The following is a 14828-nucleotide window of genomic DNA, read 5'->3' on the forward strand; positions in this document are numbered from 1 at the left end:
CCTATTGATTGATATTCATACAAATTCTTGCTAAAACCTGTGTCGCAATTTCAATATCTTGCTGTGGTACATTTGCAAGTGCCTGCTCAAAAAACGGATTCAGCTGCGACTTTATTTCCTGCACAAGCTCTTCCCCATACGTCGTTAAGTGAACCAGCTTTTCACGCTTATCCTTACCCGCTACAGTTTCCACATAGCCTAGCTCTACAAGTTTATGAACAAGCTTCGTTACACTCGGCTTCTCTATAGACATAAAATTAGCAATATCTACAAACGAATGAGGACCTTTATCCTTTAAGAAACGAAGTACTGCCCATTGCGAGCTATATAACTGATATGGTTCAAGTTGTACATTCAACTGATTGATAAACGGCCTATACATTAAACGGTATTGATTGAAAAATTCCTGTTCCACTGTCATAAGATCACTTCCTTCACTATTGGTTAGCCTAGCTAACTATATACCTAAAAAATTTATTTGTCTAGTAGGAAATGAGCGAGTGACTGCTGGAGTAATGGTCTTTTTATACGCTAAATGAGCGTTCATGCTATCCAACTACTAGTGCGTTATCCTTCACTTTCCCTCATCTATCCATCACTTTGCACGTTCTATCCCTAGCTTTGCACACGCTATCCCTCTACCTGTGCGTATCCTTCACTTTTCCGCTTCTATCCATCACTTTGCGCGTTCTATCCGCCACTTTCTAAGTGCTATCCCTCACTTTGCACACGCTATCCCTCTACTTGCGCGTATCCTTCAGCATCCACACGCTGTTCGCCAGCGAAGCCTGCTTGTATGCGTCGTAAATGCTCATTATAATTGAAGTACTCATTGTAGGTTCTAGGCAGTCTCCTTACAATTACCTCGAGTATTTTCTGTAACTCCGAAATTTGATGTGCTAATAGAATCATTTTTACACCTCCTGCCATGATTATACAAAAAAAGAACCTCCACAAATGAGGTTCCCAAAAACTTGAAATATAAAGATCATAAAATAAATATTTCACTATTTTTTCTAGGTAAAAAGTACAGTAATTTATATATCCACTATCGTTTGCTATTACATTTCTGCTCAGTCAGTTCGAACATTCTATCATACATTCTTCCTTAATAAATACAAAAAGTATGGTGCGCCGATAAAAGCAACAACAATTCCAGCAGGAACGGTTGCACTCGCAATAGCAACACGTCCAATTGTATCAGCAAGCATAAGCAAGCTTGCTCCAATAAACAATGTCAGAGGTAAAAAGAATTGATAGCGTGGGCCAACGAGCTGTTTAGCAATATGTGGGGCCATCAAACCGATAAAGGCAATACCACCTGTTACAGAAACTGCGGCTGCCGCTAACGCCACGGCTACAATTAATAGACGTAATCGTTCACGTCCAATATTCATGCCGAGACCAACTGCTGTTTGCTCTGTCATCGCCAAGACATTAAGGACATTGGATTTATAGAAAATATAAGGAATACCGAGTACAAGCCAAGGTACTAAAGCCCAGAAAAATGGCCAATCTGTTCCCCAAACACTGCCTGCCAGCCATTGCGCAATAAATTGTACATCACTACGCTCTGCTGAGGAAATTAACACCATCATGACCCCTGATAAAGCAGAAGCTACCCCTACCCCTATTAAGATAAATTGAATAGGGTGCACACCTTTATTGCGTTGATAAGAGAAAAAGTAAATGCAAAGCGCTGTTAATAGGGCACTACAAAATCCTACAACTGGTAAAACATAAGCAAAGTGAGGAAGATTGCCTTTTACTAGTAGATAAAAGGCAGTAATCCCAACACCTGCACCTGAACTGATACCAATCATACCAGGATCTGCTAAATCATTGCGTGTAACGCCCTGCAAAACAGCTCCCGCTAATGCTAAGGCCATTCCTGCCGCTACCAGTACAAACATCCTTGGTAATCTGACCGAGAATAATACGAAGGACTCTTTAAAACTACCGTCGCCTAGCAAGGTTGGGATAATGCGATCAATCGAAACAGAGGCTGGACCTAAAGAAATGCCCAAAACAAAGATCAATATCATGACTACAAGCCAAGTAAAAAACCACTTTCGCTGTTTTTTGCGACCTTCTTTAAACAAATTGGCGTCCTCCCTTCCGCACTAATAATAGGAAGAATGGAAGTCCAAGAATGGAAATAATCGCTACAACTGGCGTCTCAAATGGTGCATTAATCATGCGCCCTGCAAAATCAGCCATCACCATAAACCAACCACCAACAATGGCGCTCATTGGTAATACAAAACGATAGTCTGTCCCTACAAACGCACGAACAATATGCGGTACCATTAAACCTACAAATGCTAGATTCCCAACAAGTGCCACAGCAGAGCCTGCCAGAATAACAACAACAAACATCATGATTCCTTTAATAAATGTTGTATTTTGTCCAACACCTACTGCTACTTCTTCATTTAAGCTTAAAATCGTTAATTGACGACTAAAAGCAAATGACAGTAGTAGACCGAGAACTATCACAGGGACGATCAGTAACGCCTGCCATGTTGTGCCAATGAAACCGCCACTTGTCCACATCGAAACATCCTTGGAAATTTGAAATAAGATGCCTGTCCCTTCCGCAATCGCTTGTAATAAAGCAGTAACAGCTGCACCAGCTAAAACAAGCCTCAACGGAGAAAAGCCTTTCTTAGTAGAAGCCCCAATCCCATAAACAATTATCATACCAATTCCAGCCCCAACAAAGCAGGCTAAAATTAAAGTATAGTATGAGAACTTTGGGATAAATGCCATGGTTAAGGCAAGGGCAGCATTTGCCCCTGCCGTTAAACCAAGCAGACCTGGATCGGCTAATGGATTTCGTGTAACCCCCTGCATAATCGCCCCTGCGACAGCGAGTGCACTGCCAACAAAAATAGCGGCAATGATACGAGGAAATCGAATTTCACGTAAAATCGTGTAATGCTTACCACCACTTTGTCCGACAATTGCTTGATAGACATCCTGAATGCTCGTATTCGCTGCACCTAAGCACAGAGAGATACTGGCTGTGCCGAATAATACGATCAATGCAAGCAATACCTGAAGCCAAAATGGAAACTGTCGAAACTTTGTCATTTGCCTTCGCTACTCTCTACTAATTATTGTAAAAATTTCTCTTCAAAGAACTTCAGTTGATGTTCTAATGTAATAGGGTCATTGAAGTAAAAGGCATTCGCATTCACTTCAAATAAATGACCATTTTTCACAGCCTCTAAATCTTTAAACCATGCTGCGTCTGTAAAGGAGTTATCTTGATCTTGGAACATACTGAAGATCACATAGTCCCCTGCGTAATCCCCTAAAACTTCTTGAGAAATTGCATAGTAGCCTGGCTCTAGTGCTGTTTCTTTTACTTTCTCAGGCATTTTTAAGCCCATTTCTTGGTATAAAATCTCTGTTCCACGACCCCAGTTATCGCCATAAATATAAAATTGTTTATTAAAGTTTTCCGCCACTGTTACAGTCGCATCTTCACCGATTTTTTCTTTAATTTTTTTACCAGTTTCTGCTGCACGAGATTTAAAATCCTCTACCCATTCAGTAGCTTCTTTTTCTTTGTTGACTACTTTTCCGATTTCAATAAATTGTTGTAAATAATCAACTTTCCCGTACGTAAATAGCACAGTTGGTGCAATTTCTGATAATTTATCAGCATTTTCAATTCCATTTAAGCCAATGATTAAATCTGGCTCTAGCTCCAGAATTTTTTCAATATCTGTATTTTCAACAACTACTGCATCTTTAATCGCATCTTGGAAGTTCGGATTTTTCGCTGCCCATGCATCTACCCCGACAACATTGACATCAAGCTGTAATAAATCCCCTACAAAAGAAGATAACACGACTACTCGTTTAGGGTTTGCTGGTACTTCCATAGGACCTGTCTCGGATTGATAAGTAATTGTTTCTGCTGTAGTTGCTTCTTTTGAACCTTCATCAGCCTTTTCTGTTTCCTCCTCTTTATTGCCACACGCTGCTAATACTAGTACCAGCATCATAAACATTGGTAATAACCACTTTTTCATTGTCATTCTCCTTTTAAACGGTTTGTAATAAGTTATATGTAATGCACATTGGTTTATTTGTTCGTGGATCTTGGCCAATAACCGCATCAATATTAAACACTTTTTTTAATACTTCTGGAACCATGACTTCCTCAGCTGTTCCAAACTTTATAAGCTCTCCTTGTGATAGAGCCACAATATAATCGGAGAATCGTGCTGCTTGATTTAGATCATGGAGTACCATGACAATCGTGCGCCCTTGTTCTTCATTAAGCTTGTAAAGTAACTCTAAAACCTCTAATTGATGTGCCATATCTAAATATGTTGTCGGCTCATCTAAAAATATGATGTCGGTTTCTTGAGCTAATGCCATCGCAATCCACACTCGTTGACGCTGTCCACCTGATAAAGCATCTACAGATTGAAAACGGAAGTCTTCGGTTTTTGTCACCTGTAAAGCCCAATCAATGACATCTTTATCCTTTTGTGATAAATTGCCAAAGCCCTTTTGATAGGGAAATCGACCGTAGGATACAAGCTCTTCCACAGTTAAACCATGTGCACTTTCAGGGCTTTGTGGTAAGATGGCCAGTTCTTTCGCCAATTCTTTCGTTTTCATTTTGGAGATATTTTGACCATCTAGTACGACCTGTCCACTCTCATGCTTTAAAATACGTGTAATGGCCTTTAATAAGGTGGATTTTCCACAACCATTTGAACCTATGATGGTTGTTATTTTGCCATCTGGAATTTGCAGCGATAAGTCATGCACAATCGTTTTATTCTCATAGCCAACACGAATCGATTCAACTTCTAAACGCAATTTGGACCCTCTCTTTCTTTTTACTTCATTCCATGCTATGATAAGCACAATTAAAAATGATAATCATTATCACTAGAATTAGTCTAGTTTTCTGATAAGAATTTGTCAATTACTTTTTTACTATTTTTTAAGGATGTGGCAATAAAAATGCAACATATTTATGATGTAACGATTATTGGCGGAGGTCCTGCTGGCTTATATAGCGCCTTTTATAGTGGGTTACGTGGGTTAAAAACGAAATTAATTGAGAGCCAATCACAACTTGGTGGAAAAGTATTACTTTATCCTGAAAAGCTTATCTGGGATATTGGTGGACATCCCCCTATATTAGGTGAGCAATTTGTCAAACAATTAATCGAACAAGCGAAAACATTCGACCCAACCATTTTGACAGACACTAAAGTAGATTTTATTAAACGTCAGGACGATGTTTTTATAGTACATACGGCGACTGGTGAAAAGCATTATAGTAAAACTGTGCTTTTAGCTGTTGGAGGCGGCATCATTAACCCTCAAAAGTTAACACTTGAAGGAGCCGAAAAATATGAAATGTCAAATTTACATTATACTGTTCAATCCTATAATCGTTTTGTAAATAAGGACATTATTATTTCAGGTGGAGGCAATGCGGCCATAGATTGGGCTGTTGAGCTAAGCCCTATTGCCAAAAGTATTACGGTTGTTTATCGTAAAGACACATTATCAGCTCATGAAGCAACAATAAAGGAAGCACTTGATGTTGGTGTGCATATAGAATGCAATACAAGCATTACAAAACTTACCGCAAATGCTGATAAAACAGCTATTCAATTAGTCACATGTGAAAATACGAAAACCAATCAGAGCTATACTCGTCAAATCGATGAGGTGATTGTTAGTCATGGCTATAATCGTGAAGCATCCCTCGCATTTGACGAAGCCATTGCCATTCCTAAAAAAGATGATTATTATTTTGATGGAAAAGCAACAGGAGAAACGGTACAGCCTGGTATTTTTGCAGCAGGCGATATTTTATCGTTTGAAGGAAAAATCAATCTGCTTCTCGGGACATTCCAAGATGCAACCAATGCGGTTAACTCGATTAAAACGTATTTAGAGCCAACAGCCTATCGTCATGGTATGGTCTCCTCTCATAATGAGCTATTTAAAGAAAAAAATCGCTCTATTATCGAAAAGCAACTTGTCTAAGTAAATTAATCCAAAAAATAACCCTCTTAAGAAGTCATTCTTAAAGAGGGTTTCTAACTTTTATCTAAATAAACTTAATAATGCTCCCATCTGCCTTAACATATTTACTCCATTCGTAATCGTACCAGCATGCCCCATAATCGTATTTAAATGATTTGGCAAATTTCCTACTCTAGAAGGTTGAAATTGTTGATTAGGAGAATAGGAAGGTTGCATCATTCTACCTCGAAAAGGAGGTCCAAAATATTGTCTATTGCTTGGCGGATATGGTCCTCTTCTAAAATTCGGCTGAAAATATGGCATTGATTCACCCCCTATCTGAAAGCTTCTAAACTAGTATATGTACTTATTACATTAATGAATTAGACTTTTGAAGAAGTACTTAAAAATAATATAGTTTTATCTCGCCTCCAAAAATATGGAACTCTAGTGTTTGGACTTACACCATGATATTTTGAAGGAACCATACTAGTTTCATTTTCATACTATATGAAAAAAGAAGGTGGTTTTCATTCAAGGTTCTAATTATCTCGAATTTTTAGCGAAATTTGGTGTTGGAGGCGCACATCCTGGTGGTATTAATCTGTCAAAGGAGCTATTTAAAGCAGAGAGCATTCAGCAATCCTCACATATTTTAGATGTCGGATGCGGGACAGGGCAAACGGCTGCCTATTTGGCTACACACTTTCAAGCAAAAATAACAGGAATAGATATCAACCCCATCATGATAGAAAAAGCCCGTCACAGAATGAAAAAAACACGTTTACCAGTCAACATCATACAAGGCTCTATTATGCAAACTTCATTACCAAATGAGTCATTTGACTTGATATTTGCTGAATCAGTTCTTGCTTTTGTTGATCAACAAATTGCCTTGCAAGAGATTTATCGTTTATTGAAGCGAGGTGGCCGCTTCATTGCCATTGAATTTACCATTCCCGAAATACTACCCCCTCAACTTGCAGATGACATTCAACAATTTTACGGATTTGATGCACTCCTTATGAAAAAGGATTGGGTAGCCTTATTACAGCAGGCTGGTTTTCATAATATTCGCATACAAAAAAATAAATCTATCTCATCAAAGCCTGAATTTAATTTCTCCAAAGATATTGAATCAGAACTATATGATATAATGGATCAACATATTGCCATGAACGTAAAATACGAAAAAATTTTGGACTATCGTATTTACTCCTGCTCAAAATAATCGCATTTCACCAGCACCCAAAGCGATGCTGGTTTTTTGTTACATATGACAGGTGTCATAAAGATTCTTTGACTGCTGTGAATAGGTTTTCACTTGGCGTTTTCTTATCATTAAACGTAAGAAAACATAGAAAGAGTGATTGAACATATGCAAACACAACAAAGACTTCCCTTTATTGATATGTTAAGAGGTTTCGCTGTCTTAGGAACTCTTGGTACGAATATTTGGATTTTTGCCTATCTTGGCGATTTATCGTATATCACAACGAGTAACTATAGTGGTTGGTGGTCCTTGAACGATTTTTTACGAATGGTGGTATTATTTTTAGTCAATGGTAAGTTACTGGGACTGTTAACAATTATGTTTGGTGTAGGCTTACAATTAAAATATCAACAAGCGTTAAGAAAAGGAAATGCTTGGCCTGGCATATATCTTTGGACAATAGTCTTTTTAGGTTTGGAAGGGCTACTTCATTACACACTTGTCATGGAATATGATATTTTAATGAGCTATGCCGTAACAGCTTTTATCGTTACCTTTATTATCAGATTAGGCGACAAAGCAATGACAAGGGCTTTCTATCTCTTTGGAAGCTTTCATATCCTCATGATACTGCTTATTTTTATAAGCTCATTACAAGGGGCAATGGTTTCCTTCAATGGCATGGAGTCAGTCGCTGCACTGTATGAAAATGACACATGGCTAGCTCAAGTACAGCATCGCCTGACAAACTTTTTGTTTTATCGCACGGAAGCTATTTTTATTATCCCTATGAATGTCTTTTTATTTATACTAGGTGTAAAGTTTATGCGTAATGAGGTTTTTTCATCTACAGACAAAGGACGTCAGGCTCGACACAAGCTTTTCAAACTCGGTGTATTCATTGGTATCCCTTTAAATCTACTTATTTTTATTCCTGGGGGACTTTTTGATTTTCCTGTTCGTTATTTATGTGCGCCGATTCTATCGATTGGCTATATTGGAATTTTAGGTAAACTGGTAGAATATAAGAGGCTGGATTGGCTTTGGCAGCGCTTTGCAGATGTCGGCAAAATGTCTTTGAGCTCTTATGTCCTACAAAACGTGCTTGCATCTATTATTTTTTATGGCTGGGGACTTGGGCTTGGAGGACAATTAAATAGCATTCTAATTATTAGCATTTGGCTAGCCCTTTCTTGTCTTCAACTTGCTCTAGCGTCATTTTGGCAGAAGCAATTTCATATTGGCCCGATGGAATGGATTCGGAAAAAAACCATTCAAGCTATGACACGACATTAAGCAATAAAGGATGGTGTAAGCAATAAAAATTTATCCTCGAGAGCAAGTAAAACATTATTTAATCATCGATGCTGTATCCTTGATTGTCCTGATAACGATGGTGTTATGGTCAGATTCAAACCTCCCCTTCGTGGCTAAAATAGCTATCTTAGGCTTGTACTTAGGTGCTTTCTATATAGCTTTATGGCATCAAGATTGGAAGCTACTTCTTGCGTCACTTGTAGGATTCGTTCTTATTAGCATCTTGGGCATTTATGAGGATATCTTCATGCTCGTCTTCGGATTTACCTTTGCCGATTTATTGGGAAGAGCCAAATCTAAATGGCATATCGCTGGTGGTATACTTGGCATTGCAGTCATGTTTTTAGTCGTTATGAGGCTGACCACAGATTCCCTATTACCCGTTGAATCACAGGTACTAGCGCCCATAATGATCATTCAATTGGTATTCCCTGTCCTTATTTATTTTGTAGAAAAGTCGAAGAACCTACAATCCGAATTGGCTGATGTCAATACCCAGCTCGTTCAACAAGAGGAAAGACAGCGTATTGCCCGAGATCTCCATGACACAATTGGGCACACGTTAACGATGATTAAAGTTAAAACAGAACTTACTACAAAACTTATTGATCGAGATCCTACAAGCGTTAAGCAAGAGCTAAATGATATATTAGCCACAACACGTACAGCCTTAAAGCAAGTACGTGAGCTCGTTTCGGATATGAATTTTGTACCTTTACATACTGAGCTCCTACACTGCCAGCAGCTTTTACAAAGTGCGAATATTACTACGACTATTAACAATCAATGTCCTAAAATCGTTCTTTCCAGTGTTGAGGAAACAATGCTAGCACTGTGTGTACGGGAAGCTACCACCAATATGCTGAAGCATAGCCATGCACAAAACTGCCAGATCACGATACAATGTCAAAATGGACAATATTCGCTTGCTATCATAGATGATGGGATTGGCTTGCAGCATAAGGGACTCGGCAATGGCATCCATTCGATGAAAGAAAGAATGCATGTTCTTCAAGGTGATGCCATTATTGAAGGGAATACAATGACTGGGACAAGCGTATTATTCAGCATACCAATTCAAGATGGAAAGGAGCCCCCAATATGATACGTGTTTTACTAGCAGAGGATCAACAAATGTTACGTGGTGCCTTAACATCTCTGTTGTCATTTGAGCCTGATATTGAAGTAATTGCAGAGGTTTCAGATGGTCAAAAAGCTTGGGACTACATTCAACAGGAGCTACCTGATGTTTGCCTAGTGGATATTGAAATGCCCAATCTGTCAGGATTAGAGCTTGCTGAAAAAATTAAACAGGCCAATTTACCCTGCAAAGTGATGATTGTCACAACCTTTGCACGACCTGGCTATTTACAAAAAGCAATGGATTGCGAGGTACACGGCTATCTATTGAAGGATGAACCGATTGATTATTTAATTGCTACTATTCGAAAAATTATGCAAGGTGAAAAGGTTGTTAGCAAGGATTTAGCTGCTACCTTGTTTATGAAGGAGCAAAACCCTTTAAATGAACGTGAAATTGCGGTGCTACAGCTTGTGAAAGAAGGCTTGACCACAAATGAAATTAGTAAACAATTATTTTTAACAAAAGGCACCATACGTAATTATCTATCGACCTCTATTCAAAAGCTTCAAGTTGAATCTAGACAGCAAGCTGCTCAAGTTGCTAGTGAGAAAGGCTGGCTATAAAAAAATCTCGCCACGGATGTGACGAGATTTTTACTATTAGTGATTACTTTCCTTGTAAGACTACATTTGTCGCTGTAGCCCAGTTGTTTAATGGTACAACCTTATAATTTACATTTGTCTTTAATGTATCTCCATTGGCAATATCAAAGATGCCTACAGCCCCTTTACGTGATGAGTAGCGGTATTGTGCTTGTAATTTGCTACCATCATTTCCTCGTAGCTCTACACTTCTGCCAGCAAGTAAATCAGATTGTGGATCATTCGTTAATTGTAATTCAAATGATTTATTATCAATTGCTGTAGCTAATTGCAGTGTAAACGGTGCGATTTCTTTCGCTACAAAGCTCTTTTCATCAATCTCAGCCCATTGGGAGTACACGCGATATGTGACACCTTGCTTTAAAATTTTGCCAGCAGGTAATCTAAATTGTGAAGCCTGTTTGCCATCAGCAGCTTGTGTAAATGGTACATAATTAGCAACAAACTCTTCTCCTTCGCTTGTTTTCACTGTTACATAGCGATCACGTAAGGAAGAAATAATATCAAAGTGTTTGCCATTTGCATCGCGATTATGACGATCTAAGCTAAATGCAAGATCTCCACGCCCTGCACGGTATGCTTCAATAATATTTGCATAATCCACTACCCCATCCTCTTGGAACGCTGCCAGTGTAAATGTATCATTTGTTACTTGTGCTACATTTCTTACATATACTTTCTCATCTGTGCCTTCAAAAACTTTATTGCGTTGTTCTTTATAGCTTAATGTATAGATGAAGTCATCTTCTTGGAATGTGACAGGTACAATATATGTACTCTTAGAACCTGTCATTAAACGTGGCACATTGACAATCTCTAAATCTCCATTAAAAATAAAATGTTTCTTAACAACATCTAAATTGTTCAGATCTACATCAGCAGCTACTAATGGTTGGTTGAACGTAATTTGTAATGTCATTGTGTTTAAAGGCTTAATGTTTGTAATTTTCGCTACCTGCTCATTTTCGGCAGCTACTACAGCTTTTTTACTCACCGCCTCTACGTTTAAAGGCTCGTTAAATGTGACAAAACCTGCTGATAATACCGATAAGGCAAATGCTGCTGGGACAATTCGTTTTCTTAATTTCATTTCTATCCTCTCCCTTTTTCCATAAAATTTGTTGACAAGATTTATCATAAAGACCATATCTAAATTGCCAATAAATAAACTATTAAAAAAGAATTAAAAAATAGAAAAAATAATTTAAGAAAAAATCCATAAAAAAACCGTAGAGAATGATACTCTACAGTTTACAAAGCATATGATGTTTTTTATACCGCACCTGCTGCGATGAGGATATTTTCAATCTCTTTGAATCCTTGCTTTTTCGCATGCTGTAATGGTGTCACATTATTATTATCTGGAATATTCACATCAGCACCATGGTCAATTAATAATTGAACTACAGTTTGCTGTGTTGTGTTCCCATTATTTAGAACAATTGCCTCCATCAGTGCTGTCCATCCCAAACGATTAACATGGTTGACGTCAATAGTGGTATTGTTTAATAGTTCCTCTATGACCTCGACATGACCATGCTCTGCCGCTGGAATTAATGCTGTTCCCCCATATCTATTTAAAATCTTAGGATCTGCACTAGCTTGAATCGTCAGCTTTAGAATGTCAAGATAGCCTTCTGCACCTGCATAAAGAAAGGGCGTATTTAGCATATCATCTTGAATATTGACATCGGCATCTGCATCAATTAATAATTTTGCTGCTTCGACATCCTGATTGTACGTGGCAATCATTAACGCTGTTCGTTTTTTTGAATCTTGAGCATCGATATCCACCCTTTGATCCAAAGCATTTTGAAGCGCATCCAAATCACCTTTTTCTACTGCTTGAAACAATACACTAGTCCAATCTGTAGCCATCTCCTCGCGACCCCCTTTACTAATCTTTAGAGACTCTGTTTCGTTTGAGGCACATCCCTGAAGTATAAACGATAAAGCTATCATAACTACCTGCATTTTCTTCAATTGTCATACACCCTCACTGTTATGATGTTGTCATACTTTCCTTAGTGTAAGTGGTAATGCTAAATTACCCATTAAGCATTTCTTAAAAAAGTCTAAAATTTTGTCAAAAAAATACCTCGCCGCCACGACGAGATATTCTTTCTTAAACATTAAAGCGGTACCCTGCCCCCCACACCGTTTCCAAAAACTTTGGCTGTGCTGGATCACGTTCAATTTTTTCACGTAGCTTTCGAATATGCACAGTAACGGTTGAAACATCCGCAGCTGATTCATAGCCCCAGTTTCTTTCATATAACTGCTCTTTACTTAATACTTGATTTGGATGTTTGACAAAAAACACAAGCAAATCAAATTCCTTTGTGGTAAAGGCAATTTCTTCGCCATTCACGAAGACCTTTCTGGCAGATGTATCGATTGTAATGCCATGTATGGACATAATATGATTCGTTTGCTGGGTTGTGGCTAGACGCTCATACCTTGATAAATGCGCCTTGACCCTTGCCACGAGTTCACTTGGGCTAAATGGCTTTGTAATATAATCATCCGCTCCTAGACCAAGACCACGAATTTTATCAATATCCTCTTTTTTAGCTGAAACAAATAATATTGGAATGTTGTTCACTACACGAATCTGTTTACAAATTTCAAAGCCATTCATCCCAGGAAGCATAATATCCAAAATAATTAAATCGTAATCACCTTGAAGTGCCTGCTTCAGCCCATCATCTCCATTATGTTGAATGTCTACTGTAAAATCATTAATCTCTAAATAATCACGTTGGAGCTCCGCTATGCTCACTTCATCTTCAATTAGCAGTATTTTTTTCATTTTTGCTAACCCTCTCCTCAGCCTTTTTTAGTGCAATGAATATGCTGGTCCCCTTTGTTAATTCGCTCTTCACCCAAATATCGCCATCCATTTCAAGCACGATTTGTTTCGCAATGGCTAACCCTAAGCCACTACCTCCAGTTTGTGAATTTCGGGAGGGCTCTGCACGGTAAAAACGATCAAAAATATGAGGTAAAGCTGCAGGGTCTATTCCCGTACCATTATCTGTTACTTGTATAATTGCATCATCTACTCGCTCATGCAGGGAAATAATGATTTGCTTATATGATTTATCCATATATTTTTCGCTATTGTTTAATAAATTCGACAGTACACGTCTTAATTTATCACGATCAGCCATCGCAAAAAGAGGTGAACCCGCTGATATATATTGTACATGAATGTCTCTTGCAATAAAGTCAAAGCTAGCATCCTCTACATAATCATGCATGTATTGATGAAGATTCACACTTTCCATTTGAAAAGGAATCTTCTTTAAGTCCAATTTAGAAAATAAGAAGAGCTCATCGATTAATACATCCATATCCTTTGCTTTTGTATAGATGGTTGTTAAATATTTATCCATTTTTTCTTCTGTATTAGCCACGCCGTCTTTAATACCCTCAACATAGCCAATAATGGAAGTTATCGGCGTTTTTAAATCATGAGAAATATTTGATAATAATTCTTTACGATTTTCTTCATATTGAAGCTGAAGTTGAACAGAATCTTTTAGCTTTACTCTCATTTCCTCAAATGATCGATTGAGCTGACCAATTTCATCATTCGAACGAGAAGTAATTTCAAAATTTAAATCACCAGATTTAATCCGTTCAGCTCCTTCCTTTAAAGTTGTGATAGGATTAATAATACTTCTAGATACTAAATAATTTAACAAACCTATAATCATCATAAATAATAGAAATAAAATACCTAAAAGAATAGGTAAAAGCTCTCGTGTTAATTCCGCATGGGAACTAACCTCTCTCAAAACAAAAATACTCCCCTCTGTTTTATCTGGAAAATAAAAATCGAACTTAACGTACGTATAAAATGCTTGATTAATCATAATGGTGTCGCGTGAATTAATATTGGTCGCTTCAAAACCAGGTAAACTTTTGAGCAATAATTTCTCATGATCTTTCTGTGATGCATAAACAATTTGATGATCTTTACGCACAACGATTTCAATGGATGGTGCATTTATTTTTTGTAGCTGTTCGATGTCTAGTAATTGCTGGGGATTATTTTTCGCCAATAATTTCAAATCTAGAAAAGCATTTTCTTCTACCATTGTTAAAGGTTTTTGCACATAGGATTTTTTGTAAAAATGCTCAATCGCTTTCACATCACCTGTTATCGCATAGGAAAAAAGAAAAACCGATGCTAATAAAAGCGTGATAGCAATGATAATAACCCCTACATAAGATAGCAAAAACCTCGTTTTAATTGACATATGCATTCCCCCAATAAGCTGAAACTATTAGCAATGTATCATACAAATCTTAAAACTTTATAAAATCGCGCTGAAAAATCTATAAACAATTTTTCAGCATCAATATAGTATTCCACTAATACTAACGAAACAAACACGAAAAAAATACGGCACATTCTCTACTGTGCCGTATTGCATGTTGTTGAAATACTATTATGTCAATGACATCAAGGTGACAAATTAAAAAGTATAGCCCTTTTTCAAAACGAGGGGTTGATCTCCGTTCCGAC

Annotated in this window: 16 protein-coding genes; 5 read left to right on the forward strand and 11 right to left on the reverse strand. The window is 37.7% G+C overall.

The features are described from left to right. Position 1 precedes the first annotated feature (1 nt). The 6 genes from ACQKIM_RS16970 to ACQKIM_RS16995 form a co-directional block, all read right to left on the reverse strand. Positions 2–421: a MarR family winged helix-turn-helix transcriptional regulator gene (locus ACQKIM_RS16970; RefSeq protein WP_427545991.1), complete on the reverse strand. Its 420-nt coding sequence runs from the start codon at positions 419–421 to the stop codon at positions 2–4. Positions 422–732: 311 nt separating this feature from the next. Continuing rightward, a complete protein-coding gene (locus ACQKIM_RS16975; RefSeq protein WP_427545993.1) occupies positions 733–912 on the reverse strand; it encodes a hypothetical protein in 180 nt (59 codons plus the stop codon). A 182-nt stretch (positions 913–1094) separates the two neighbouring features. Further along, entirely contained in the window at positions 1095–2102 is a 1008-nt protein-coding gene (locus ACQKIM_RS16980) for a FecCD family ABC transporter permease (protein WP_427545995.1), read from the reverse strand. Further along, positions 2095–3096 (reverse strand): FecCD family ABC transporter permease, encoded by a 1002-nt coding sequence (locus ACQKIM_RS16985; protein WP_427545997.1) that lies wholly within the window; start codon positions 3094–3096, stop codon positions 2095–2097. Before ACQKIM_RS16985 ends, ACQKIM_RS16980 begins: the two co-directional genes overlap by 8 nt. A gap of 23 nt (positions 3097–3119) precedes the next feature. Next, positions 3120–4046, reverse strand: coding sequence for an iron-hydroxamate ABC transporter substrate-binding protein (locus ACQKIM_RS16990; protein WP_427545999.1), 927 nt, complete (start codon positions 4044–4046; stop codon positions 3120–3122). A gap of 13 nt (positions 4047–4059) precedes the next feature. Next, positions 4060–4848 carry an ABC transporter ATP-binding protein gene (locus ACQKIM_RS16995; protein WP_427546001.1) on the reverse strand — a complete coding sequence of 263 codons (789 nt, stop codon included), beginning with the start codon at positions 4846–4848 and terminating at the stop codon, positions 4060–4062. 147 nt (positions 4849–4995) lie between these two features. Here ACQKIM_RS16995 and ACQKIM_RS17000 point away from each other — a divergent pair, with 147 nt between their 5' ends. Then, positions 4996–6036, forward strand: coding sequence for an NAD(P)/FAD-dependent oxidoreductase (locus ACQKIM_RS17000; protein ID WP_427546003.1), 1041 nt, complete (start codon positions 4996–4998; stop codon positions 6034–6036). A 60-nt stretch (positions 6037–6096) separates the two neighbouring features. Here ACQKIM_RS17000 and ACQKIM_RS17005 read toward each other — a convergent pair whose 3' ends face one another. Then, entirely contained in the window at positions 6097–6339 is a 243-nt protein-coding gene (locus ACQKIM_RS17005) for a hypothetical protein (protein ID WP_427546005.1), read from the reverse strand. A gap of 199 nt (positions 6340–6538) precedes the next feature. Here ACQKIM_RS17005 and ACQKIM_RS17010 point away from each other — a divergent pair, with 199 nt between their 5' ends. The 4 genes from ACQKIM_RS17010 to ACQKIM_RS17025 all read left to right on the forward strand — a co-directional run bounded on the left by ACQKIM_RS17010 (position 6539) and on the right by ACQKIM_RS17025 (position 10252). Beyond that, complete coding sequence (locus tag ACQKIM_RS17010) at positions 6539–7246, forward strand: class I SAM-dependent methyltransferase (protein WP_427546007.1); 708 nt, start codon at positions 6539–6541, stop codon at positions 7244–7246. A gap of 147 nt (positions 7247–7393) precedes the next feature. Beyond that, entirely contained in the window at positions 7394–8524 is a 1131-nt protein-coding gene (locus ACQKIM_RS17015; RefSeq protein ID WP_427546009.1) for a DUF418 domain-containing protein, read from the forward strand. 268 nt (positions 8525–8792) lie between these two features. After that, positions 8793–9650: a sensor histidine kinase gene (locus ACQKIM_RS17020; protein WP_427546011.1), complete on the forward strand. Its 858-nt coding sequence runs from the start codon at positions 8793–8795 to the stop codon at positions 9648–9650. After that, complete coding sequence (locus ACQKIM_RS17025; protein WP_427546013.1) at positions 9647–10252, forward strand: response regulator transcription factor; 606 nt, start codon at positions 9647–9649, stop codon at positions 10250–10252. Before ACQKIM_RS17020 ends, ACQKIM_RS17025 begins: the two co-directional genes overlap by 4 nt. 43 nt (positions 10253–10295) lie before the next feature. Here ACQKIM_RS17025 and ACQKIM_RS17030 read toward each other — a convergent pair whose 3' ends face one another. From ACQKIM_RS17030 to ACQKIM_RS17045, 4 genes are all read right to left on the reverse strand, one after another. Continuing rightward, positions 10296–11381, reverse strand: a complete 1086-nt coding sequence (locus ACQKIM_RS17030; protein ID WP_427546014.1) for a hypothetical protein — start codon at positions 11379–11381, stop codon at positions 10296–10298. A gap of 182 nt (positions 11382–11563) precedes the next feature. Beyond that, positions 11564–12274, reverse strand: coding sequence for an ankyrin repeat domain-containing protein (locus ACQKIM_RS17035; protein ID WP_427546016.1), 711 nt, complete (start codon positions 12272–12274; stop codon positions 11564–11566). A 142-nt stretch (positions 12275–12416) separates the two neighbouring features. Then, a complete protein-coding gene (locus ACQKIM_RS17040) occupies positions 12417–13103 on the reverse strand; it encodes a response regulator transcription factor (RefSeq protein ID WP_427546018.1) in 687 nt (228 codons plus the stop codon). Beyond that, complete coding sequence (locus ACQKIM_RS17045) at positions 13081–14559, reverse strand: sensor histidine kinase (RefSeq protein ID WP_427546020.1); 1479 nt, start codon at positions 14557–14559, stop codon at positions 13081–13083. Before ACQKIM_RS17045 ends, ACQKIM_RS17040 begins: the two co-directional genes overlap by 23 nt. Positions 14560–14828: the final 269 nt, after the last annotated feature.

It is taken from the genome of Lysinibacillus sp. NPDC047702 (assembly GCF_050272555.1).
Lineage (GTDB): Bacteria > Bacillota > Bacilli > Bacillales_A > Planococcaceae > Lysinibacillus.

What these genes read in the sequence shown, in the direction of transcription:
- ACQKIM_RS16970 (WP_427545991.1), bottom strand. Translation starts at nt 421, where the DNA reads ATGACAGTGGAACAGGAATTTTTCAATCAATACCGTTTAATGTATAGG.
- ACQKIM_RS16975 (WP_427545993.1), bottom strand. Translation starts at nt 912, where the DNA reads ATGATTCTATTAGCACATCAAATTTCGGAGTTACAGAAAATACTCGAG.
- ACQKIM_RS16985 (WP_427545997.1), bottom strand. Translation starts at nt 3,096, where the DNA reads ATGACAAAGTTTCGACAGTTTCCATTTTGGCTTCAGGTATTGCTTGCA.
- ACQKIM_RS16990 (WP_427545999.1), bottom strand. Translation starts at nt 4,046, where the DNA reads ATGAAAAAGTGGTTATTACCAATGTTTATGATGCTGGTACTAGTATTA.
- ACQKIM_RS17000 (WP_427546003.1), top strand. Translation starts at nt 4,996, where the DNA reads ATGCAACATATTTATGATGTAACGATTATTGGCGGAGGTCCTGCTGGC.
- ACQKIM_RS17005 (WP_427546005.1), bottom strand. Translation starts at nt 6,339, where the DNA reads ATGCCATATTTTCAGCCGAATTTTAGAAGAGGACCATATCCGCCAAGC.
- ACQKIM_RS17015 (WP_427546009.1), top strand. Translation starts at nt 7,394, where the DNA reads ATGCAAACACAACAAAGACTTCCCTTTATTGATATGTTAAGAGGTTTC.
- ACQKIM_RS17020 (WP_427546011.1), top strand. Translation starts at nt 8,793, where the DNA reads ATGCTCGTCTTCGGATTTACCTTTGCCGATTTATTGGGAAGAGCCAAA.
- ACQKIM_RS17025 (WP_427546013.1), top strand. Translation starts at nt 9,647, where the DNA reads ATGATACGTGTTTTACTAGCAGAGGATCAACAAATGTTACGTGGTGCC.
- ACQKIM_RS17030 (WP_427546014.1), bottom strand. Translation starts at nt 11,381, where the DNA reads ATGAAATTAAGAAAACGAATTGTCCCAGCAGCATTTGCCTTATCGGTA.
- ACQKIM_RS17040 (WP_427546018.1), bottom strand. Translation starts at nt 13,103, where the DNA reads ATGAAAAAAATACTGCTAATTGAAGATGAAGTGAGCATAGCGGAGCTC.
- ACQKIM_RS17045 (WP_427546020.1), bottom strand. Translation starts at nt 14,559, where the DNA reads ATGTCAATTAAAACGAGGTTTTTGCTATCTTATGTAGGGGTTATTATC.